This is a genomic window from Variovorax sp. OV084, assembly GCF_900111625.1.
In the GTDB taxonomy this organism is placed as follows: Bacteria; Pseudomonadota; Gammaproteobacteria; order Burkholderiales; family Burkholderiaceae_C; genus Variovorax.
On sequence record NZ_FOII01000002.1, the window covers coordinates 608,482 to 629,920 of the forward strand.

20 protein-coding genes are annotated in these 21,439 nt (G+C 65.5%); 3 read left to right on the forward strand and 17 right to left on the reverse strand.

Features of this window, described 5'->3' with window-relative positions; all coding sequences use genetic code 11:
- Window positions 1-112: 112 nt before the first annotated feature.
- From BMW87_RS09180 to BMW87_RS09235, 12 genes are read right to left on the reverse strand one after another with little or no spacing between them, the layout of a single operon-like run.
- Entirely contained in the window at window positions 113-808 is a 696-nt protein-coding gene (locus BMW87_RS09180) for a transposase (RefSeq protein ID WP_093075875.1), read from the reverse strand.
- A 32-nt stretch (window positions 809-840) separates the two neighbouring features.
- Complete coding sequence (locus BMW87_RS09185; RefSeq protein WP_093075877.1) at window positions 841-1,734, reverse strand: class I SAM-dependent methyltransferase; 894 nt, start codon at window positions 1,732-1,734, stop codon at window positions 841-843.
- Window positions 1,731-2,306, reverse strand: coding sequence for a DUF1415 domain-containing protein (locus BMW87_RS09190; protein WP_093075878.1), 576 nt, complete (start codon window positions 2,304-2,306; stop codon window positions 1,731-1,733). Before BMW87_RS09190 ends, BMW87_RS09185 begins: the two co-directional genes overlap by 4 nt.
- A complete protein-coding gene (locus BMW87_RS09195; RefSeq protein ID WP_093075880.1) occupies window positions 2,303-3,562 on the reverse strand; it encodes an MFS transporter in 1,260 nt (419 codons plus the stop codon). Before BMW87_RS09195 ends, BMW87_RS09190 begins: the two co-directional genes overlap by 4 nt.
- On the reverse strand, window positions 3,559-4,689 hold the full coding sequence (locus tag BMW87_RS09200; RefSeq protein WP_093075882.1) for a deoxyguanosinetriphosphate triphosphohydrolase: 1,131 nt from the start codon (window positions 4,687-4,689) through the stop codon (window positions 3,559-3,561). Before BMW87_RS09200 ends, BMW87_RS09195 begins: the two co-directional genes overlap by 4 nt.
- Complete coding sequence (aroB, locus tag BMW87_RS09205) at window positions 4,686-5,795, reverse strand: 3-dehydroquinate synthase (RefSeq protein ID WP_177192750.1); 1,110 nt, start codon at window positions 5,793-5,795, stop codon at window positions 4,686-4,688. Before aroB ends, BMW87_RS09200 begins: the two co-directional genes overlap by 4 nt.
- Window positions 5,796-5,831: 36 nt before the next feature.
- The gene (locus BMW87_RS35450; protein WP_093075883.1) at window positions 5,832-6,380 is read right to left on the reverse strand and encodes a shikimate kinase; all 549 of its coding nucleotides are present in this window, start codon (window positions 6,378-6,380) and stop codon (window positions 5,832-5,834) included.
- A 23-nt stretch (window positions 6,381-6,403) separates the two neighbouring features.
- On the reverse strand, window positions 6,404-8,554 hold the full coding sequence (pilQ, locus tag BMW87_RS09215) for a type IV pilus secretin PilQ (RefSeq protein ID WP_093075885.1): 2,151 nt from the start codon (window positions 8,552-8,554) through the stop codon (window positions 6,404-6,406).
- Complete coding sequence (locus BMW87_RS09220) at window positions 8,551-9,090, reverse strand: pilus assembly protein PilP (RefSeq protein WP_093048542.1); 540 nt, start codon at window positions 9,088-9,090, stop codon at window positions 8,551-8,553. The genes pilQ and BMW87_RS09220 overlap by 4 nt, the downstream gene beginning before the upstream one ends.
- The gene (locus BMW87_RS09225; RefSeq protein ID WP_093075886.1) at window positions 9,087-9,764 is read right to left on the reverse strand and encodes a type IV pilus inner membrane component PilO; all 678 of its coding nucleotides are present in this window, start codon (window positions 9,762-9,764) and stop codon (window positions 9,087-9,089) included. The genes BMW87_RS09220 and BMW87_RS09225 overlap by 4 nt, the downstream gene beginning before the upstream one ends.
- A 6-nt stretch (window positions 9,765-9,770) precedes the next feature.
- The gene (locus BMW87_RS09230) at window positions 9,771-10,391 is read right to left on the reverse strand and encodes a PilN domain-containing protein (protein WP_093048536.1); all 621 of its coding nucleotides are present in this window, start codon (window positions 10,389-10,391) and stop codon (window positions 9,771-9,773) included.
- Window positions 10,388-11,467 carry a pilus assembly protein PilM gene (locus BMW87_RS09235; RefSeq protein WP_093048533.1) on the reverse strand — a complete coding sequence of 360 codons (1,080 nt, stop codon included), beginning with the start codon at window positions 11,465-11,467 and terminating at the stop codon, window positions 10,388-10,390. The genes BMW87_RS09230 and BMW87_RS09235 overlap by 4 nt, the downstream gene beginning before the upstream one ends.
- 239 nt (window positions 11,468-11,706) lie before the next feature.
- On the opposite strand from BMW87_RS09235, the gene BMW87_RS09240 reads away from it, so the two are divergent.
- Window positions 11,707-14,115, forward strand: coding sequence for a penicillin-binding protein 1A (locus BMW87_RS09240; protein WP_093048530.1), 2,409 nt, complete (start codon window positions 11,707-11,709; stop codon window positions 14,113-14,115).
- Between the two features lie 16 nt (window positions 14,116-14,131).
- Here BMW87_RS09240 and cyaY read toward each other — a convergent pair whose 3' ends face one another.
- A complete protein-coding gene (gene cyaY / locus BMW87_RS09245) occupies window positions 14,132-14,464 on the reverse strand; it encodes an iron donor protein CyaY (RefSeq protein WP_093048527.1) in 333 nt (110 codons plus the stop codon).
- A 12-nt stretch (window positions 14,465-14,476) separates the two neighbouring features.
- Between cyaY and BMW87_RS09250 the strand changes: the two genes are divergently transcribed.
- Both BMW87_RS09250 and lysA read left to right on the forward strand, forming a co-directional pair.
- On the forward strand, window positions 14,477-14,764 hold the full coding sequence (locus BMW87_RS09250; protein WP_093075888.1) for an LPS translocon maturation chaperone LptM: 288 nt from the start codon (window positions 14,477-14,479) through the stop codon (window positions 14,762-14,764).
- The gene (lysA, locus tag BMW87_RS09255; RefSeq protein WP_093075889.1) at window positions 14,761-16,047 is read left to right on the forward strand and encodes a diaminopimelate decarboxylase; all 1,287 of its coding nucleotides are present in this window, start codon (window positions 14,761-14,763) and stop codon (window positions 16,045-16,047) included. Before BMW87_RS09250 ends, lysA begins: the two co-directional genes overlap by 4 nt.
- A gap of 10 nt (window positions 16,048-16,057) precedes the next feature.
- On the opposite strand, the gene BMW87_RS09260 is transcribed toward lysA, so the two are convergent.
- From BMW87_RS09260 to BMW87_RS09275, 4 genes are all read right to left on the reverse strand, one after another.
- A complete protein-coding gene (locus BMW87_RS09260; RefSeq protein ID WP_093075891.1) occupies window positions 16,058-16,723 on the reverse strand; it encodes a protein-methionine-sulfoxide reductase heme-binding subunit MsrQ in 666 nt (221 codons plus the stop codon).
- Between the two features lie 28 nt (window positions 16,724-16,751).
- Window positions 16,752-17,774, reverse strand: a complete 1,023-nt coding sequence (gene msrP, locus BMW87_RS09265; RefSeq protein WP_093075892.1) for a protein-methionine-sulfoxide reductase catalytic subunit MsrP — start codon at window positions 17,772-17,774, stop codon at window positions 16,752-16,754.
- A 116-nt stretch (window positions 17,775-17,890) separates the two neighbouring features.
- Window positions 17,891-19,207 (reverse strand): c-type cytochrome biogenesis protein CcsB, encoded by a 1,317-nt coding sequence (ccsB, locus tag BMW87_RS09270; RefSeq protein ID WP_093048512.1) that lies wholly within the window; start codon window positions 19,205-19,207, stop codon window positions 17,891-17,893.
- Complete coding sequence (locus BMW87_RS09275; RefSeq protein WP_093075894.1) at window positions 19,204-21,375, reverse strand: cytochrome c biogenesis protein ResB; 2,172 nt, start codon at window positions 21,373-21,375, stop codon at window positions 19,204-19,206. Before BMW87_RS09275 ends, ccsB begins: the two co-directional genes overlap by 4 nt.
- Window positions 21,376-21,439: the final 64 nt, after the last annotated feature.

Sequence of the window (21,439 nt, forward strand, 5' to 3'; positions counted from 1 at the left end):
GGGTCAGATTCTTATTAAATGTTGAGCTTTCTTCTCGGAATTAAATTAGGGACATATCAAAAACAGGAGCAAAAAGACCAGGCGGCACAATAGATTGGCGCTGCTTTTCAGCTCAGGATGAGGTGTTCGAAGGCGGCCGGCCGGCCTTGGCTTTGACCACGCGGCGGTCGGTGGACTTCTGCAGACCATCGAGAAAATCGTCGTCACCGGCAGCCCAGCCGCGCAAAGTGGCTTCGGTCAGCGCGCTCTGGTCGGCCGCGCGTACCCCGCCGCGCACCAACTCGACATACGCAGCCTCCCGCGCGAACGGCGTGTTGCCGAGCTCCCAGTACAGCGGATGGGGCGTCAGCAGCCGGTCATGCCGCAGGCCGGCGTAGTGGCCGTGGCTGGACCATGGAAAGTCGCGCGCATCGGCCGCCATGCCCGCCCGCACCGGGTTGAGGTCTATGTAGGCCATGCAGGTCAGCAGATAGCGGTCGGTCTGGATCAACGTCGACCGGTAGCGCCCCTCCCACAGCGTGCCGCTGCGGCCGTGGCGGTCGTTGAAGTAGCGCACATAGCTGCGGCCTACCGATTGCATGAACTGCGGCAGGCCGGTGGTGCTGTTGGGCGTGGCCAGCAGATGAAAGTGGTTGTCCATCAGCACATAGGCGTGCAGCGCGATACCGAAGCGCGTGGCGTTTTCGGCCAGCAGCGCGAGCAGCTTCTCGTGATCCGCGCGGTCCATGAAGATCGGCTGGCGGTTGTTGCCGCGCTGGATCACGTGGTGCGGCATGTCGGCCAGCGTGAGGCGGGGAAGACGGGCCATGGGGTCTGCAGACGCGAGTTGCGCGCCGGCGCTCAGGCGAGACGGAAGCGCGTGTCGCCCAGCGTGTCGAGCCCGAACTGCGCCAGCAACTCGCGCAGCCGCGTCGCTGCGCTCGCCTTGCGCTGGCCGGTGTAGCGCGCCAGGATCAGTTCGTTCTTCATGCTGTGCTCCCAGCCGACCAGTTCGGTCACGGTGACGCTGTAGCCGTTGGCTTCGAGATACAGGCAGCGAAGCACGTTGGTGAGCTGGCTGCCGATTTCGCGCGTGTGGAGCGGATGACGCCACAGCTCGGCCAGCGGCGTGCGCGAAAGCGCCAGCGCCTTGGTTTCGCGCAGGCAGGCGGCCACTTCGGCCTGGCAGCAAGGCACGAGCACCATGCAGCGCGCCTTCTTGGCCAGGCCGAAGGCGATGGCGTCGTCTGTGGCGGTGTCGCAGGCGTGCAGCGCGGTGACCACGTCGATCTGCTCCGGCAGTTCGCTTGCCTGCGCCGATTGGGCCACGGTGAGATTCAGGAACGACATGCGGTCGAAGCCCAGCCGCTGCGCCAGCGCGCGCGAGCGCTCGACCAGTTCGCCGCGCGTCTCGATGCCGTAGACATGGCCGCTGCTGCCCTGCCGTGCCCGGAAGAACAGGTCGTAGATGATGAAGCCGAGGTACGACTTGCCCGCGCCATGATCGGCCAGCGTTGCGCCTGCGCCCTCTTCCGGCAGCTCGCGCAGCAGTTGCTCGATGAACTGGAACAGGTGGTAGACCTGCTTGAGCTTGCGCCGCGAGTCCTGGTTGAGGCGCCCCTCGCGGGTGAGGATGTGCAGTTCCTTGAGCAGCTCGACGGACTGGCCAGGGCGCAGGGCTTCGGCCAGTTCGGCATCAGCCTTGGCGGCTTTGTTCGTCTTCGTCACCGGTTTCGATGCGGCTTTGGTGTTCATGGCCTGGCGCTCCCGGGGCCGACGTCGAGAGCTACCCAGCCATCGGACCCCAGCGCTTCGAGCGTGTCGATGTTGCGCTCGAAGATGGCCTCCGCCTCGGGGAACGCCTCGACCGCGCGGCTCACGCTGTCCTCGCGCAGCAGGTGCAGCGTGGGGTATGGCGCGCGGTTGGTGGCGTTGCCGAGGTCGTCGGCTTCGGTGCCGGCGAACTGGAACTGCGGATGAAAGCTTGCCAGCTGGTGCACGCCGTCGAAACCGGCGCGCGCAAGCCGGCGTTCGGCACGCGCCGTGAAATCGTTGAAGTCCAGGAAATCGGCCAAGGTATTCGGTGCAATCAGAAGTGTGGTGTCGCGCACGGCGGCGTCGAGCGCTGCGAGGTCTTTGGCTTCGGCCAGCAGCGCGTCCATCAGGTCGGCAGCTTCGGCGGGTTCGTACACGGCGTAGTGGATCTGTGCCTTCACGTGCACGGCTTTTGCGAAGGGGCACAGGTTGAGGCCGATCACCGCGCGTTCGAGCCAACGCCGCGTGTCGGCTTCGGCCTGGGCGGCTGCAATTGTCGTCGGATGGGTCATGCCATCTCCGCCGCAGGGCGAATCCGCCCCAGGCGCCGAGCGATCGCCATGCCGGCCAGCGAACAGGCCAGCGTGGCCGTCCAGGTCCAGTGCCAGCCGCCAACGCGGTGGGCCAGCCACGCTACCGCGGGCGGAGCCAGGAACTGGCCAAGCGACGACGCCTGCTGCATGAGGCCGACGGTCGTCGACACGGTGGTGGGCCCGGGTGCCAGCCGCACCCCCAGCAGGAACAGCGTGGCCGGCACCATGCCACCGCCCAGCGAGAACGCACAGACGGCGATGTAGCGCAGCACGGGCGGCAGGCCCAGGGCGTCGGCGCCCTGCCCTGCTTGCGCGAACGCGGCCACGCCGCCCAGCGCCATCGTCAGGAAACCGAGCTGCAGCAAACGCTCCGGCGCCACGCCGCGCTGCAGCCAGCGGCCACCGGCGATGTTGCCGACGATGTTCATGGCGGCCGCGAGCGCAGTCAGCACCGCGTTCCAGGCAGCCGGCACGCCCGCACCCGCATAGATGGCGGGCAGGAAGCCGATGACAGCCATCCACTGTGACGAGTACACGGCGAACGTCAGCGCAACCAGCCAGGGGGCGCGCGCACCGACAGTGGCGCGCAGGCGCGATGACCAGCCTTCGCTGGGCTGGCCTGCCGCCGCCTGGCGGGTGCGATCACCAGGCACGACCGTCCACACCCAGAGCGCAGCACCAGCCGACACGACCGACAGCGCCCACCACCAGCCCGTCCAACCGCCCCAGGCGATCAGGGCGGGCCCAAGCAGCAGCGCAAGGGCCAAGCCGAGCGGCATGTAGGCGCCCCAGAGGCCCAGCGCTGCCTTGTCCGCGCCCGGCGGGGTCAAGGCACGGATCAGCCCCGGTCCCGGCATGACCGCCAGCAGAAAGCCGATGCCTTCGATGCCGCGCAGCAGAAGCAGCCATTGCACAGCATGCACACCACCGTCCGCGCTGGTGCCGACCAGGCCACCCAGCAGGCTCGCGACCGTCAGCACGAACAGCCCCGTCAGCATGCTGCGGCGCAGACCGATGGTGTCTGCCGCAAGCCCGACCAGCAGCCCCAGGGTCATGCTCGCGACCTGAACCAGTGACAACAGGAATCCCGCCTCGACCAGGCCGATGCCGAGCGATGCCTGCAGCGCCGGCACGGCAGGCGGCAGCTTGCCCAGATGCAAGGCCCCGCTGACGCCGCCCAGCAGGACGGCGAAGGCCGCGGCGGGAACGCGCGGACGTGCTGCGACGGAACTCACGCGATCACCCGGCGGCCGGTGAGCCGCTCGTGCTCGCGCACAGCGAAACGGTCCGTCATGCCGGCGATGTAGTCGGCCACGGCTCGGTGCCTGTCGCCGCGCTCGGCGAAGGAAGTTGGCATTTCGGCACCGCGCTCGAGATAGGCCTCGAACAGCTCCCGCACCACGTCACGCGCCTGATCGGTGGTCTGGGTGACCTGCGGGTGCCGATAGAGGTTGTGGAAGAGAAAACGCTTGAGGTCTTCCGACTGGGCCTGCATGGTGCCGCTGAACGCGACGACCGGCGGGGCCTTGCGCACCGCGTCGGCATCGACCGGCGCGAGGGCTTCGAGCGCCGCGCGCGTCGCGTCGATCACGTCGTAGACCTGCGCGCTCAGCATGCGCCGGATGGTTTCGTAGAGCACGCGCCGGCCCTGCAACTGCGGATGCTCGGCAAGCGCCTCACGACGATGGCGCTCGAACAGCTCGACCTCGGACAGTTGCTCGACGCTGATGAGCCCCGAGCGCACGCCGTCGTCGATGTCGTGGGCGTTGTAGGCGATGGCGTCGGCGAGGTTGCACAGCTGCGCCTCGAGCCCCGGCTGCGTACGGTCGAGAAACCGCCGGGCCACGCCGTTGGGCTCGGCCGCCTCCAGACGCTCCGCATTCGCGCGGGAGCAGTGCTTGAGGATGCCCTCGCGGGTCTCGAAGCTGAGATTCAGTCCGTCGTACTGAGGGTAGCGGTGCTCCAGCGCATCGACCATACGCAGGCTCTGCAGGTTGTGCTCGAAGCCACCATGCCCGGCCATGCAGTCGTTGAGCGCGTCCTGGCCCGCATGGCCGAAGGGCGTGTGGCCCAGGTCGTGCGCCAGGGCAATCGCCTCGACCAGGTCTTCGTTGATCCGCAGGGCACGGGCGATCGAACGGCCCAGTTGGGCGACTTCCAGCGAGTGCGTGAGCCGGGTGCGGAACAGGTCGCCCTCGTGGTTCAGGAACACCTGCGTCTTGTAGACCAGCCGGCGAAAGGCCGTGGAATGCACGATGCGGTCGCGGTCGCGCTGGAAGGCATCGCGCGTGGGCGCGGGCGGCTCGGCATGCCGACGGCCGCGCGACTGCGCGGGCAGGCAGGCATAGGCCGCGAGGCTCATCCCGCGCAGCACTGCGCGAGCACTTCGCGCACCAGCGCGTCGGGCGCGCTGCGGACCACGGCGGAGCCGGGCCGGTCGATCAGCACGAAGCGGATCTCGCCGGCTTCCGATTTCTTGTCGACGCGCATCAGCTCCAGATAGCGTTCGGCACCCAGCGCGGGGCCGACGATCGGCAGGCCGGCGCGCTCGATCAGGCGCGTGAGCCGCTCGACGAATGCAACATCGACGCCCCCGAGCCGCTGCGACAGGTGCGCCGCCAGGACCATGCCGCAGCCGACGGCCTCGCCGTGCAGCCATTCGCCATAGCCGAGGCCCGATTCGATCGCGTGGCCGAAGGTGTGGCCGAAATTGAGGATGGCGCGCAGGCCGGTTTCGCGCTCGTCCTGGCCGACCACCAGCGCCTTGATCTCGCAGCTGCGCTTGACGGCGTAGGCCAGCGCGGCCGGATCCCGCGCAACGAGGGCGTCGATGTTCGCCTCGATCCAGTCGAAGAACGCCATGTCGTGGATCGGGCCGTACTTGATGACTTCGGCCAAGCCGGCACTCAGTTCACGTGGGGGGAGCGTCTGCAGCGTGGACAGATCGCACACGACGAGCTGCGGCTGGTAGAACGCGCCAATCATGTTCTTGCCGAGCGGGTGGTTGATGGCCGTCTTGCCGCCGACCGAGGAATCGACCTGCGCCAGCAGCGTGGTCGGCACCTGCACGAAAGGCACGCCGCGCATGTAGCTGGCGGCGGCGAAGCCGGTCATGTCGCCCACCACGCCACCGCCCAGGGCGAACAACACGGTCTTGCGGTCGCTGCCATGGCCCAGCAGGTCGTCGAAGATCAGGTTCAGGGTCTGCAGGTTCTTGTAGACCTCGCCGTCGGGCAACTCGAGCAAGTGCACGGTACGGAAACGGCCCGCCAGGGCAGTCTGCAGCGCCTTGGCGTAAAGCGGCGCCACTGTGGTGTTGCTGACGATCAGGGCCGTGGCCGCGGCGGGCGTGACAGCAAAGCTCTGGGGATCGTCCAGCAGGCCGGCACCGATCAGGATCGGATAGCTGCGGTCGCCGAGCTGGATGTCGACGCGTTCTGGCGAAGCGGAAAGTACGGGCAAGGACATGGGCAGCGAGTTTAGGCGCTGGCGGCCCGGGCGGGCTCAGGCGGGGGGCTCTTCGGGGTGGGCGCCCGGCTCGACGACACCTGCCAATTCGAGCTGCATCACGATGATGTTCACCAGCGTGGCGATCGACGGGCGGCCTGTATCGACCACGTCGTGGGCCGTTTCCCGATAGAACGGGTCACGCGCATCGTGCAGTTCGCGCAGCCGGCCCAGCGGGTCGGCCACCTGCAGCAGGGGCCGCTTGACGTCGTGGCGCAGGCGCCGGAACAGGTCCTCGGGGGAGGAGCGCAGGTAGATCACGTGGAAGTGATCGCGCAACTGGGTGCGGTTGGCCTCCCGCAGCACCGCGCCGCCTCCGGTCGCCAGCACGCCCTGGGCATTGGCGGCCAGGTCAGTGATCACAGTTTGCTCGAGATCCCGAAAGGCTACTTCGCCCTCGCGCTCGAAGTAATCGCGGATCGAGCAGCCTATGCGCTGCTCGATCACGTGATCGGTGTCGATGAACGGAAGGTCCAGCCGCATCCCCAGGCGCCGGCCCACTGCGGATTTTCCGGCGCCGGGCAAGCCGACGAGTGCGACCGCCACGCGGTGGCTGCTACGCCCGCGCGTCAGCGCGCGGCGTTGCGGTCGGTAATCATCTTCGGGGTGATAAAGACGAGCATTTCGGTCTTGTTGGCAACGCGTTCGCGCTTGCGGAACAGTGCCCCCAGGTAGGGCACTTCACCCAGCACCGGCACGCGCGATTCGTCATTGGTTTCGGTGAGCTCGAAGATACCACCGATGACGACCGTGCCGCCGTTCTCCACCAGCACCTCGGTCTGCACGTGCTTGGTGTTGATTGCCGGACCTGCCGAGGTATTCACGCCGCGGGCGTCCTTGCTCACGTCCAGCGTCAGGATGATGTTGCCTTCCGGCGTGATCTGCGGCGTGACTTCGAGCTTCAGCACCGCCTTGCGGAACGAGATCGAGGTAGCACCGCTGGACGTGGCCTGCTGGTACGGGATTTCTTCACCCTGCTCGATCAGCGCCTTGGTCTGGTCGGCCGTGATGACACGGGGGCTGGACACCAGCTTGCCCTTGCCGTCGGCTTCGAGCGCCGAAATTTCGAGGTTCAGCATGCGCGAGAAGCTCGAATTGAAGAGCGAGATCGCGAAGGTGCCCGCCGCGTTGCCGGTACCGCCTGCATCGCCTGCCGGGAGGTTGATGAAGTTGGAATTAGTCCAAGTGGTGGTGGCAGTGCTGGCGCCACCGTTGGTGCCCGCCGTGACGACGGGCATTACGCCAACGTTGCCATAGGCCCGATTCCCAGCGGACGAGGCAAAGCGCTCGCCCGAGATACCGCCGCCCAGTCGCACACCGAGCGACTTGCCGAAGGTGTCAGAGGCTTCGACGATCCGGGCTTCGATCAGCACTTGGCGAACCGGGATGTCCAGCTTCTGGATCAGATCGGTGACCTGAGCCAGGCGCGACGGGATGTCCGACACGAAGAGCTGGTTGGTGCGCGACTCGGCGATGACGCTGCCGCGGGGGCTCAGGATGCGCGTCGTCGTACCGCCGCCACCGCCACCGCCCGATGAAGCACCCGTGCCCGTCAACCCCTGCGCGATGGCAATCGCCTTGGTGTAATTGAGCTGGAACGACTGGGTGCGCAGCGGCTCCAGATTCTCGATCGCGGCCTTGGCCTCGAATTCGAGCTTTTCCTTGGCGTTGATTTCGTCCTTGGGTGCGATCCACAGCACGCTGCCGTTCTTGCGCATGCCCAGGTTCTTCGCCTGCATGATGATGTCGAGCGCCTGATCCCAGGGCACGTCCTTCAGTCGCAGAGTCAGCGCGCCGCTCACCGAGTCCGAGGTCACGATGTTGAAGTTCGTGAAGTCGGCAATCACCTGCAGCAGCGAACGGATTTCGATGTTCTGGAAGTTGAGCGACAGTTTCTCGCCGTTGTAGCCGACGCCTTGCGTCAGCTTGGTCGGATCGACCTTGCGGGCGCGGACTTCGACCACGAACTGGTTCTCGCTCTGGTAGGCGCTGTGCTCCCAATCGCCCTTGGCTTCGATCGTCATGCGAACGCGGTCGCCCGATTGCTGCGAGGTGATCAGCTGGACCGGCGTTCCGAAGTCGGCCACGTCGAGGCGGCGGCGCAGCCCCTCTGGCAGCGTCGACTTGGTGAACTCCACAACGAGGTTCTTGCCCTGCTGCTTGACGTCGACACCGACCTGGTTGTTCGGAAGATCGACGATGACGCGGCCCGTGCTGTCGGCGCCAAGGCGGAAATCGACGTCGCGCAACGGCAACATGTCCCGGTTGCGGTTTTCAGCGAAAGTCGTGGCGGCAGACGTGACAAGCGCCGAACCGGCCACCGGTTCGAGAATGACCAGCAGCGACTTGCCCTGGATCTCGGCCTTGTACGCAGTCGCCTGCTTCAGGTTCAGCACCACCCGGCTGCGTTCACCGGCCTGCACCACGTTCACCGAGCGCAGGTTGCCCTGGTTCACTTCGATGGCAGAGCGGCCGATGGCGTTCGTGACACCCGGGAAATCGAGCGCAATGCGAGCCGGCGTTTGCACGGCAAACCCGGCGGGCACCGCGGTGAGCGGCTGCGCAAGGTCGATGCGGATCACTTCCGCACCGGACTGTGTCGAGCTGGTCACGGCCTCGATGGCGTTTTGCGCATGGGCCACGGCCAATGCACCGAAGGCCAGCAGACCCAGGCCGGCAGCGCGCAGCCACTGTGCCATCGTTGATTTGTTTTGGTTCATTTCGCACTCTCTTGCAGCTGCAGCGTCGCGACGCGTTCGATCCATTCACCGGCGGCGTCTTGCACGATTTCACGCAAGGCGACTTCGGTTTCGTTGATACGGGTAATGCGCCCGTAGTTGAGTCCCAGGTATTCGCCGACGCGCACCTTGTAGAGCAGCTTGTCGACACGAACCAGCGCCACTGGCTGGCCGTTGCGGTTCATGCTGCCGACCATCGCCATCGAGTCGAGCGGGAAGGCTTCGAGCGCCTCCTTGCGGCGAGCCAATTCGGGTGCGATCAGCTCCGACGTGCTCGGCTGGTTCGAGTCGCGGCGCAGCGCCTGCGTCAGCTTCAGGATGTTGAAAGGCTCGAACGACGAGGCTTCGGTGTAGGCCTGCGGCGTGAACTTTTTGGGCTCGGAAATGGGCGGCACCGAAGGCTTCACCTGGGCGCGCTGTTCGGCCATCCAGCGTTGCAGGTCGTCCTGGCCCGAGTCGCAGGCACTCAGCCCCAGCGCGGCCATCGTCAGCCACAGTACTTTGGCGGCGATCTTCATTTCTTCGCCTTCGGCGCAGCGGCGCGCTTCTGCGCGGCCCGCTCGTCTTCATCGAGGTAACGGAAGGTGCGTGCGGTGGCGTCCATCGTCAGCACGTCCTTGTCCTTTTGCGGGGTGACGGTGATGTTGTTCAGCGTCACGATGCGCGAGAGGCCGGCGACGTCAGCTGCGAAGGCACCCATGTCGTGGTACCGCCCGGTCACGCGAACAGCGATCGGAAGCTCGGCGTAGTAGTCCTTGACCGATACCTGCCCCGGACGGAACAGCTCGAACTGAAGGCTGCGGCCAAGACCTGCCTGATTGATGTCCGACAGCAGGGCGTCCATTTCAGCCTTGCTGGGCAACTGCTTCTCGAGCAGGGTCACGTACTGCTGCACCTGTTCGCGCTGCTTCTTCAGCAGTTCGAGGTTCGCTGCCTGAGCCACCTTCTTCTGGTAGTCGGCCTTGAGCGCAACTTCCTTGGAACGCTCGCTTTCGAGCTCGTCGTTCGAATTGGTCAGCCAGACAAACCACAGGGCGACCAGTACCAGCGCGGTGACCGCCAGGCAGAGCGCGTACCGGGGCACCGGCGGCCACATCGACGGATCGTTCGGGTTGAGCCCGCGGAACTGTTCGCCGAAACGCTGCAGCGCAGCGCCGACATCTATTTTTTGGGAGGGGCGATTGCTTGCCATGATCGGTTACCCCTTGGATTGCGCCGTTGCGGCCAAGGCCTTCTCGGCAGCGGCCTTTTGAGCATCGGTGGGGCGCTTCAGGCCAATGCGCATCGTGAAGTTCGCAACGCGGCGCTGGTCGCGTGGATTCAGGTTCACGTTTGCCGACGTGATTTCGACCAGCTCCGGCTTCACGAGCCATGGGCTGTTGTTGCCCAGGTTGCGCAGCAGTTCCGAGACCCGCTCGTTCGACTGAGCCATGCCTTGCAGCGTGACCGTCTGGTTGTCCTGCTTCATGCTGGTCAGGTAGACGCCATCGGGCAGTTGCCGGACCAGTTCGTTGAGCAGGTGCACAGGCAGGTTACGGTCGCCCTGCAGGTCTTCGACGGCCTGCTGGCGCGCGCGCAGCGCCGCGATTTCTTCCTGCAGGGTCGAGATTTCCTTGATCTCGACCTCAAGCTTCTTGATCTCGGCCGAGAGGAAGCTGTTCTTCGATTGCTGCGCCGCGATCTGGGCCTCGAACCAGAGGTAGCCCAAGCCAGCAATCAGAAGACCGAGCACCGCTGCGGCGCCCAATGTGCCAAAGAAAGCCTCGCGCCGCCGCTTGCGTGCAGCTTCGCGGTGCGGAAGCAGATTGATGAGGATCACTGCAGGAACCTCCGCATGGCCAACCCGCAAGAGGTCAGATAGGACGGCGCCTCGCGACGAACCTTCTTCTCGCGGATGTTCGAACTGAAGTCCATGCCGTCGAAGGGATTCAGGAGCGAGCAGGCGAACGAGGTCTGTCGCGTCACGGCGTTGGTCAGGCCCGGCAGCGATGCCGATCCACCCGCCAGCAACACATAGTCGACACGGTTGTGCGGCGTGCTCGTGAAGAAGAACTGGAGCGCACGCGCGATTTCCTGCGCGATGCCTTCCACGAAAGGCTTGAGCACACCGGAACCGTAGTCGTCGGGCAGATCGCCGCTGCGCTTTTTGGCTTCGGCTTCTTCAGCGGAAAAACCGTACTGGCGCACGATCAGTTGCGTAAGCTGGGCGCCGCCGAATGCCTGATCGCGGTCATACAGCACTTCCTGGTTGCGAAGCACCTGCATGCTGGTGGTAAAGGCACCCACTTCGAAGAGCGCCACGATCGAATCCACGCCCTTGCCGGGTAGTTGCTCGATCAGGCGGGCGGTTGCCAGGCGCGATGCATAAGACTCGACGTCGAGGATCATCGCCTTCAGGCCGGCGGCTTCCGCCAGGCCTTCGCGATCCTGCACCTTTTCTTTGCGGGACGCGGCAATCAGCACTTCCACGTCGCCGGCGGACGTGGCGCTCGGCCCCGTGACGCAGAAGTCGAGACTGACTTCGTCCAGCGAGAACGGGATGTACTGGTTGGCCTCGGACTCGACTTGAATCTCGAGCTCCTGCTCGCTCATGCCGCCCGGAAGAATGATCTTCTTGGTGATCACGGCCGACGGCGGCAGTGCAAGCGCCACATTGCGCGTGCGCGTGCCGCTCTTGCGGACGACGCGCCGGACGGCTTCCGCCACCTCGTCGAATTTCTCGACGTTGCCGTCAGTGATCCAGCCACGTTCCAGGGGCTCGATGGCACAGCGCTCCAGGACCAGCTTGCCGCTGGCCTCACGGCCGAGCTCGACCAGCTTGACGCTGGACGAACTGACATCCAGCCCAAGCAGGGGAGCGTTCTGACGACGAAACAATGATCCAAGAGCAGCCAAGTTAAGTCCCTCTCCCCCTGTATTTGTAACCAATAGAAAAATGTGCGTTCGGTTGCATGCTAGCAGCAGGCGTAGCGGCAACCAAGCAGCGCCGGGGGGCAAAACCCTGAAGCGTTGTCAAAACCTGACGTCAAATCCGCATTTTGTAACTTTTGAATTATGGCGATGCAAGGGCAGCAAAGATCGGATCGTGAAAAGAGGACGGCTTTTTATAATGTCCGGTGACTCTCCGGCCCCTCATGCAAGAAACTTCAAGCCCCAAAGGGCCAGCCAAGACCCCTCCCCCCAAGCGCCCGACCTGGCTGAAATGGCTGTTGCGCTTTTTCTTCTGGGGGTTCGGCATTGCCGCGGCCGGTGTGCTGGCGGTGCTTTGCGTGGTGGCGGTGGCTCTTGCCGTCGCGTATCCGAACCTGCCGGACATCAGCGAACTCTCCGACTACCGGCCCAAGCTGCCGCTGCGGGTGTTCTCGGCTGAAGGCACCCTGATCGGCGAATTCGGCGAGGAACGCCGCAATCTCACGCCGATTTCCGCCATTCCCAAGGTCGTGAAAGACGCTGTGCTCGCGGCCGAAGATGCACGCTTCTACGACCACGGCGGCGTGGACTACAAGGGCATGGTGCGCGCGGGCCTGGCCAACATGAATCGCGTGAAGAGCCAGGGCGCGTCGACCATCACGATGCAGGTGGCGCGCAACGTCTACCTGAGCTCGGAGAAGACGCTCACCCGCAAGATCTACGAAGTACTGCTGACCTTCAAGCTGGAGCACCTGCTCACCAAGGATCAGATCTTCGAGATCTACCTGAACCAGATCTACCTCGGCAACCGCGCCTACGGCTTCGCCGCCGCCTCCGAAGCGTATTTCGGCAAGCCGCTGCAAGAACTCACGATCGCACAGGCCGCCATGCTGGCCGGCCTGCCGAAGGCGCCGGGTGCGAACAACCCGGTCAACAACCCACAGCGTGCACGCGGTCGCCAGTTCTACGTGATCGACCGCATGCAGGAAGCCGGCTTCATCACCGCCGAACAGGCCGCCGAAGCCAAGAAGGAAGAACTGCATCTGCGCGATGCCGCCGACCCGAACCGCCTGCACGCCGAATACGTCGCGGAAACCGTGCGCCAGCTGATGTACGCCCAGTACGGCGACAGCACCTACACGCGCGGACTGAAGGTCTACACCTCGCTGGTCGCGGCCGACCAGGCGGCAGCCTACAAGGCGCTGCGCAAGGGCATCATGGACTACGAGCGCCGCCAGATCTATCGCGGCCCCGAGAAGTTCGTCGATCTGCCGAACGACGCCAAGGAACTCGACGAGGCGGTGGACGACGCACTCAGCGACCACCCCGACAACGGCGACGTGATGGCAGCGGTCGTGCTCAAGGCCACTGCCAAGCAGATCGACGCCGTGCGCGGCAACGGCGACCCAGTGCAGATCACCGGCGACGGCCTCAAGCCTGCGCAGTCCGGCCTCTCCGACAAGGCCCCGCCCAATATCAAGATCCGCCGCGGCGCGGTCATCCGCGTGGTGAAGACGCCCAAGAACACCTGGGAAATCACGCAGCTGCCCGAGGTCGAAGGCGCCTTCGTCGCCATGGATCCGCGCGACGGCGCCATCAAGGCACTGGTCGGCGGTTTCGATTTCGGCAAGAACAAGTTCAACCACGTGACGCAGGCCTGGCGCCAGCCGGGCTCGAGCTTCAAGCCATTCATCTATTCCGCGGCGCTTGAAAAGGGCTTCACCCCGGCCACCGTCATCAACGACGGCCCCCTCTTCTTCGACGCCGGCACCACCGGCGGCCAGCCCTGGGAGCCCAAGAACTACGGCGGCGGCTACGACGGTCCGATGTCGATGCGCACCGCGCTGATGAAGTCGAAGAATCTCGTGTCGATCCGCATCCTGCAGTCCATCGGCACGCGCTACGCGCAGGAGTGGATCACCAACTTCGGCTTCGACAAGGACAAGCACCCGGCCTACCTGCCAATGGCGCTCGGCGCGGGCTCGGTCACGCCGATGCAGATGGCGGTGGGCTATTCGGTGTTCGCCAACGGCGGCTACCGCGTCAATCCGTATCTCGTGACCCGCATCACCGACCACAAGGACAAGGTGCTGGTCGACAAGCAGCCGCCGCTGCTCAACGAGTCGCTGCGCGCCATTCCCCAGCGCAATGCCTTCATCATGGACACGCTGCTGAATTCCGTGGCTCGCGCCGGCACCGCGGCCAAGGCGCAGGCCATGCTCAAGCGCCCCGACCTCTACGGCAAGACCGGCACCACCAACGACTCGCTCGATGCCTGGTTCGCCGGCTTCCAGCCGACCATGACGGCCATCTCGTGGATCGGCTACGACACACCGCGCAACCTGGGCGACCGCGAAACCGGCGGCGGCCTGAGCCTGCCGATCTGGATCACCTATATGGAAACCGCCATCAAGGGCGTGCCGGTGACAGAGCTGTCGGCCAACCCGCCGTCTGGCATCGTGAGCGTCGGCGGCGAGTGGTACTACGACGACTACGCGCCGGGACGCGGCGTGGCAAGCCTGGGCGTGGAGTCCACGCCTGCGGCGCCAGCGGAAGCCCTGACCGGCGCCCCGGTGAGCCCGCCGGCCCCGCCCGAGGAGCGCAACCGCATCCTCGATCTTTTCCGCAACTGACGGCGGAGACGCAGAATCAGGCAGCCGCGAACGCCAGCGGCTGGCCTGCCTGCAGGGTCGCCTCGCGCGACAGGTTGCCGAAGAATTCTTCCCCGGTCTTGGTATCGACCCAGACTTGGCCGTTATGGCGGTAGTGGTAGCCGCCAGAGCGCGCGGCAAGCCAGATTTCCTGCAGGGGCTTTTGCAGATTCACGATCAACTGACTGCCGTTGCGGAACGAAATCGTGATCATCCCGCCCACCCTCTGGTTGTCGATGTCAGCGTCGGTCGCATCGTTGATGCGGTCGCAGCCTTGCTCGATGGCGGCGAGCGCGGCTTCGGCGCGGTCCATGTACTCTGTGTCGGTCATTACAATTTCGCTATGTTGAACGTTCGCCAAATTCTAGTGAGCACCCGCGCCCGCGCTGCGCTCATGGTCTGCCTCGTCGCAGGCGCTGCCGGTTTGGTTGCTTGCGGACAGCGCGGTGCGCTGTACCTGCCGACCGATCCTGCCGCCGCCGGACGAGCCACGTTGCCGCAGCTGATGACGCCCGAAAGCTTGCGGTCATCGTCCTCCAGCGAGGCGGCCCCCACACCGGCGGCAGCCGCCAGTGCACCGGCCGCCGCGGCCAGCGCACCGGCCAGCAACAGCACGGAACCGCGCAAGTGAGCGCCGATATCACATCCCCCGCCCTCCCTGGCCAGCCGCACATCGCAGAACGCGATGGCGCCCTGCACGTCGAAGGCGTTGCGCTCGACGCGCTGGCCCGCGAGCACGGCACCCCTCTTTTCGTCTACTCGAAGCAGTGGATGCTGGACGCCCTGGCGGCCTACCAGCGCGGCTTCGAAGGTCGCGATGCGCTGATTTGCTATGCGATGAAAGCCAATTCGTCGCTCGGCGTGCTGCGCGTTTTCGCGGAAGCAGGCTGCGGCTTCGACATCGTCTCGGGCGGCGAACTGGCTCGCGTTCTGGCCGTGGGCGCCGATCCGAAGAAGATCATCTTCTCGGGCGTCGGCAAGACCCGCGCGGAAATGCGCGAAGCCCTCGCTGCCGGCATCGCCTGCTTCAACGTCGAGAGCGAAGCCGAACTCGACGTGCTCAACGAAGTGGCGGTGGCCGAAGGCAAGCGCGCGCCCATCAGCATTCGCATCAACCCGAATGTCGATCCGAAGACGCACCCGTACATCTCCACCGGCCTCAAGGGCAACAAGTTCGGCATCGCGCACGATCGCGCGGTCGAAGCCTACCGGCATGCTGCAAGGCTGCCGGGCCTGGAAGTGGTCGGTATCGACTGCCACATCGGCTCGCAGATCACCGAAGCCTCGCCCTACCTCGACGCCTGCGATCGCGTGCTCGACCTGGTCGAGGCAATCGAAGCGGCCGGCGTGCCGATCCATCATCTGGACTTCGGCGGCGGCCTGGGCATCGACTACAACGGCGAAGTGCCGCCCAAGGCCGATGCGCTGTGGCAGCAGTTGCTCGCCAAGCTGGACGCGCGCGGCTTCGGCCAGCGCAAACTGGTGATCGAGCCCGGACGCTCGCTGGTCGGCAATGCCGGCGTGTGCGTAACCGAGGTGCTCTACACCAAGCCCGGCGAGGACAAGAACTTCTGCATCGTCGACGCGGCCATGAACGACCTGCCGCGCCCCGCGATGTACCAGGCCTTCCAGCGCATCGTGCCGGTACGCGCGCGCGCTGGCGACTCGCCGACCTACGACGTGGTCGGCCCGGTCTGCGAAAGCGGCGACTGGATCGGCCGCGACCGCGCGCTCAACGTGGTGGCGGGCGACCTGCTGGCGGTGCTGTCGGCGGGCGCGTACTGCATGAGCATGTCCAGCAACTACAACACGCGCGGCCGTGCCGCCGAGGTGCTGGTAAGTGGCGCCAGCGCCAGGCTGATCCGCCGTCGCGAGACGATGGAAGACCAGCTGCGCAGCGAGATCGACGGCTGATTGCCGTCTGTCAGTTGGTGCGTAGCGGCTTCTCGCTGTTGCGCACCGCGCCTGTTGCCCCTGCTGCCGGCTTCGCCTTGCGCTTGCTCGCAAAATTCCACACGCGCCACGCAAGCAGCACCCCGATGATCGCAACGTAGACGAACACTTCGGCGAAGTTGTTCTTGCCCGCGCGCATCCAGAAGAAGTGCAGCAGGCCCAGGCCCGCGATCACGTAGACCAGCTTATGCAGCATCTGCCAGCGCTTCGCCCCCATCGCCTTGATCGCGCGATTGAACGACGTGGCCGCCAGCGGCGTCAGCAGCACGAAGGCCGAGAAGCCCACCAGGATGAACGGCCGCTTCGCGATGTCCTTGGCAATGTCGCCCCACTCGAAACCCATGTCGAACCAGCTGTAGCACAGCAGGTGCAGCACCACGTAGAAGTAGGCGAACAGGCCCAGCATGCGCCGGTAGCGCGCAAGCGCGTTCCACTTGCTGATGACGCGCAGCGGCGTCACCGCCAACACGATGCAGATGAAGCGCAGCGTCCAGTCGCCGGTGGCGCGAATCAGGAACTCGGCGGGGTTGGCGCCGAGCCCGTCCGTGAACGCGCCGTAGGCCAGCCGCGCGAACGGCAGCAGGCACAGCAAGAAGATGACCGGCTTGGTCGCCGGATGCATGAGCAGCTTGTTCATGGAGCGATGGCCGGGTGCAGAGGCAAGCTCAGTAGTTCTTCTTCAGGTCCATGCCCGCATAGAGCTGGCCGACCTGGGCTTCGTAGCCATTGAACATCTCGGTCTTGCGCCGCTTGGCGAACAGGCCGCCGCCATCGCCGATGCGGCGCTCGGTCGCCTGGCTCCAGCGCGGGTGGTCGACGTTCGGGTTCACGTTCGAATAGAAGCCGTACTCGTTGGCCGCAGCCTTGTTCCACGCCGTGCTCGGTTCCTTTTCGACGAAGCGGATCTTCACGATCGACTTGGCCGACTTGAAGCCGTACTTCCACGGCACCACCAGGCGCACCGGCGCGCCGTTCTGGTTGGGCAGCACCTCGCCGTACATGCCGAAGGCAAGCAGCGTGAGCGGATGCATCGCTTCGTCCATGCGCAGGCCTTCGGTATAGGGCCAGTCGAGCACGCGCGAGCCCACGAAGGGCATGGTCTTGGGGTCGGCCAACGTCACGAACTCGACGAATTTGGCATTGCCCTGCGGCTCGACCTTCTTGATCAGCTCAGCCAGCGAATAGCCGACCCACGGAATGACCATCGACCAGCCTTCGACACAGCGCAGGCGGTAGATGCGCTCTTCCTGCGCGCTGAGCTTGAGCAGGTCTTCGATGCCGTACTTGCCCGGCTTCTTGACCAGGCCTTCGACCTCCACGGTCCATGGCCGCGTCTTCAGCGTGCCGGCGTTCTTGGCCGGATCGGCCTTGTCGGTGCCGAACTCGTAGTAGTTGTTGTAGGTCGACGCGTCCTTGTAGTCGGTGAGCTTTTCCATCGACATGGCCCCCGGCACCGCCGACTTGGCGCCCGGCAGCGGCGCGAGCTTGTTGGGGCGCTCGACCTGTGCCCAGGCTTCGCGCGAGGCAAAACCGGCCAGCGCCGCCCCTGCCGCACCACCAGCCATGAGCTTCAGCATGTCGCGCCGGCTTTCGTAGGCGGCGCGCGGCGTGATCTCGCTCGACAGCGGGTGGGTGAAGCCGTTGTCGCTGCTGCTGTTGCGACGGATCGGGCGGGAATGGAACGACATGACAGGCCTTTCGCGTGAATCGTTGTGCTCAGGGTAGTTCGTGACCAACCCTGATTTGGTTACGCGCCGTCGCGGCGCGCGGTTTCAATTCTTCGCGAAAGACCGCAAGCTTGCGTCTACAGCGTGCCGTAGCTGTGCAACCCGCTCAGGAACATGTTCACGCCAAGGAAGGCGAAAGTGGTGACCGCCAGCCCGCCCAGTGCCCACCAGGCCGCCACGGTGCCGCGCAGGCCCTTCACGAGCCGCATGTGCAGCCAGGCCGCGTAGTTGAGCCAGACGATCAGCGCCCAGGTTTCCTTCGGGTCCCAGCTCCAGTAGCCGCCCCAGGCATCGGCCGCCCACAGGGCGCCCAGCACTGTGGCGATGGTGAAGAAGGCGAAGCCGACGGTGATCGACTTGTACATGACGTCGTCGAGCACGTCGTTGGCCGGCAGGCGCGCCGCGATGCGCTTGCGCCCCAGCAGGATGCCCGCCGCAATCAGCGCCGAGATGCCTGCATAGACCACCCAGTAGCTGCCGCCAGCTTCCTGCACGCGCTGGCGGAACGCCACCGGCACGAAGCACAGCGCCACGCCCAGCAGCCAGATCGGCGTGAGCTTGTACCAGCGCGTCTCGTTGGCCTGCTCCTTGATGAGATAGGCGAAGGCGACCATGGCCGACAGCGCGAAGGTGCCGTAACCGATGAAGTTGGCCGGCACGTGCAGCTTCATCCACCAGCTCTGCAGCGCAGGCACCAGCGGCTGGATTTCATGCGCCTCGCGCACGATCGTGTACCAGAGCAGAAAGCCGACCGCCGCGCTCACCACCAGCATCACGAAGGCGCCGAGCGCGCGCGTGTTGTAGCGCTCTTCGAAGTAAAGGTAGAACGTGGCCGTCAGCCAGCAGAACAGCACGAACACTTCGTACAGGTTGCTGACCGGGATGTGGCCGATGTCCGGGCCGAGCAGGTGGCTTTCGTACCAGCGCACCATGGTGCCGATCAGCGCCATCGTCACTGCAGCCCAGGTCAGGCGCGAGCCGATCATGTCGAAAGCATCCGACTGCTTGCCGCCGAAGAAGCCGAGCCAGTAGAACAGCGTACCCATGAAGAACAGCACGCTCATCCAGAGGATTGCCGACTGGCTCGACAGGAAGTACTTGAGCCAGAACACCGTGTCGGCGCGTGCCAGGTCGCCCTGGTACGACGCGATGGCCAGCAGCGACGCCGCGGCCACCACGATGGCCAGCACGCGCAACGGCCGCCAGAACCAGCCGATGGAGATCATCGCGATCACCGCGGCGACGAGGATCGGCTTCTCGTAATAGTCCATCGACCCCGCATAGCGCGCGAACGCGAACAGGCCGCCGGCCAGCACCAGCGCCGCAAACACCCAGTCGAACAGGTTGCGGCGCGAGAGCCAGCTTTCATTGAGCGTGAGGGTCGTGGTGTTCATGGTGTCTCGGGTTCTGTCTTGTTCAGGGCGAGCAGCTTGTGCTTGAGGTGCTCGAATTCGCGGTCGCTGTCCATGGTCTTGCGATTGACCGAGAACGCCATCGTGGCCGCCGTGGCACCGTCGGTCCCGTTGCCATCGGGCGTCAGCCACACCCAGAGGCGCCGCTCACGGACGTACAGCATGGCAAAAATCCCGACGATCAGCAACAGACAGCCCAGATAGACGACGTTCTTGCCAGGGGCGCGCGCCACCTGGAACACGCTGGCCTGCACCTGGGTGAAGTCGGTCATCATCATCGCGACCGGGGCCGGGTAGAAGTGCGCGTCGCTGATGGCCAGCACGGCCTGGGTCAGGTAGGCCTGCGACTTCTCGTCGTTCGGCAGCGCGGCCAGGCCGGCGCCTTCGCGGCTCAGGTTGAGCACTTCGAACAGCACATCGTTCAGGATGCGCACCAGCACGCCGCCTGCGCGCTCGCGCTCGGCCTCGGGCACGTTGACTTCCATGAACTCTGCAATCGCCTGCCAGCCGCCTGCGGTGGTTGCGTCGGCCTTGGCACGCTCGCTGCCCGAGAACAGCGCCAGCGCGCGCGCGGCCGACACGCGCAGCTGCTCGGCCATTTCGGGGCGCTTGGGGTCGGTCGCCTTGGCGATGTAGCGCTCGATGGCACGCGCGCGGGTGTCGGCGTCGCCGAGTGCGGCGCGCATGCGCACGAAACCATCCATCGAGCCCTGCTCGTCGGCCGGCACGCGCAGGTAGCGGAACGGGTCTTCGGGCTTCTCGCGCATGCCGAGCAGGAACACCGGCTGGCCGTCGCCGGTGTCGACCGGCACCATGTAGTTTTGATACTCGCGCGCCTGGCCGGCGGCATCGCGCAGCTTGTAGCCGATGCTCGGGCCGATGTTGCGCAGCACCTTCGGCTTGTTGGTCTTGTTGGCGGCGCCCAGGCGCGATTCGATGTCGTGGCGCAGGTCGACCTTGCGCACGTCGGCGCCGCTGCCCATGGCGCCGGCGTCGGCGAAGTTCTCGACGTTGATCACGCGCAGCGCGGCGTATTCGAGCGTGAGCTTGTCCTTGCCGTTGGTGATCTCGGTGCTCGGGCCGCCGATGATGCCTTCCACTTCGAAAGACTTGGCAGCGGCCGCCATCGGCACCGCCTTGAGCTTCACCTTGGAGCCGCCATCGTCGAAGCTGGACTGGTAGATCTCCACGCCCTTGTAGCTGGCCGGGTGGTTGACCTCGATGCGCGCCGGCACCTGCTCGCCGGTCTCGCGGTCGTGCAGCACCACCTCGCTCGCAAACAGCTTGGGCATGCCGGTCGAGTAGTAGTCGACGATGAACTTCTTCAGCTCGATGGAGAACGGCAGCTCCTGCAGCAGCACGCCGTCGGACTGGTTCAGGATGGCCACGCTGCCCTGCCCGCCCTCGGGCACGAGGATGTTGCCGCGGAAGGTCGGGTTGCTGGCGGACAGGCGGTGCTCCGGCGCCACGTCGGCGATCATGCCGCCGCCGGTGAACACGCTCTTGCCGTTGAACCAGGTCTGCGCGCGCACCACGAGGTCGCCGTCGAGCAGGCCGCCGATGCACACCAGCACGATCGCGCTGTGGGCCGCGATGTAGCCGAGCTTGTGGGCGCCGCCGGCGCGCGCCGCGACCATCCAGCCTGCGGAGGTCGGCCGGCTGCCGTCGACGGCCTCGCGCTGCTGCAGCTTGACCTTCCAGCCGCCGCTCACCAGCAGTTGCCCGATGCGGTTGGCCGCTGCTTCGGGCGTTTCACCGAGCCGGTTCTCAGCACGCTGGCCGAAGGCCTTCAGGCTCTGCGCACGGATGTCTTCCTTGAAGGTCTTGAGGTCGACCAGGATGCGCGGCGTGTTGCGCGCAATGCACAGCGTGGTGCTGATCACAAGGAACAGCAGGATCAGCAGGAACCACCAGGCGCTGTAGATGGAGTCGAGCCGCGCCGCGCGGAACAGTTCGGCCCAGAACGGACCGAACTGGTTGATGTAGTTGTTGATCGGCTCGTGCTGCTTGAGCACGGTGCCGATGATCGACGCGATACAGATGATGGTGAGCAGCGCGATCGCGAAGCGCATCGACGAAAACAGCTCCACCGCAGCGCGAAGCATGTGCGGGCCGCGATGAACGCGAAGGCCATGGGTGGAGACGGACATCGGGCGAAGGTAAGGGAAGAAGGGAAGAAAGCAAAAAGGCGGGCCATCCTGCTGGATCGGCCCG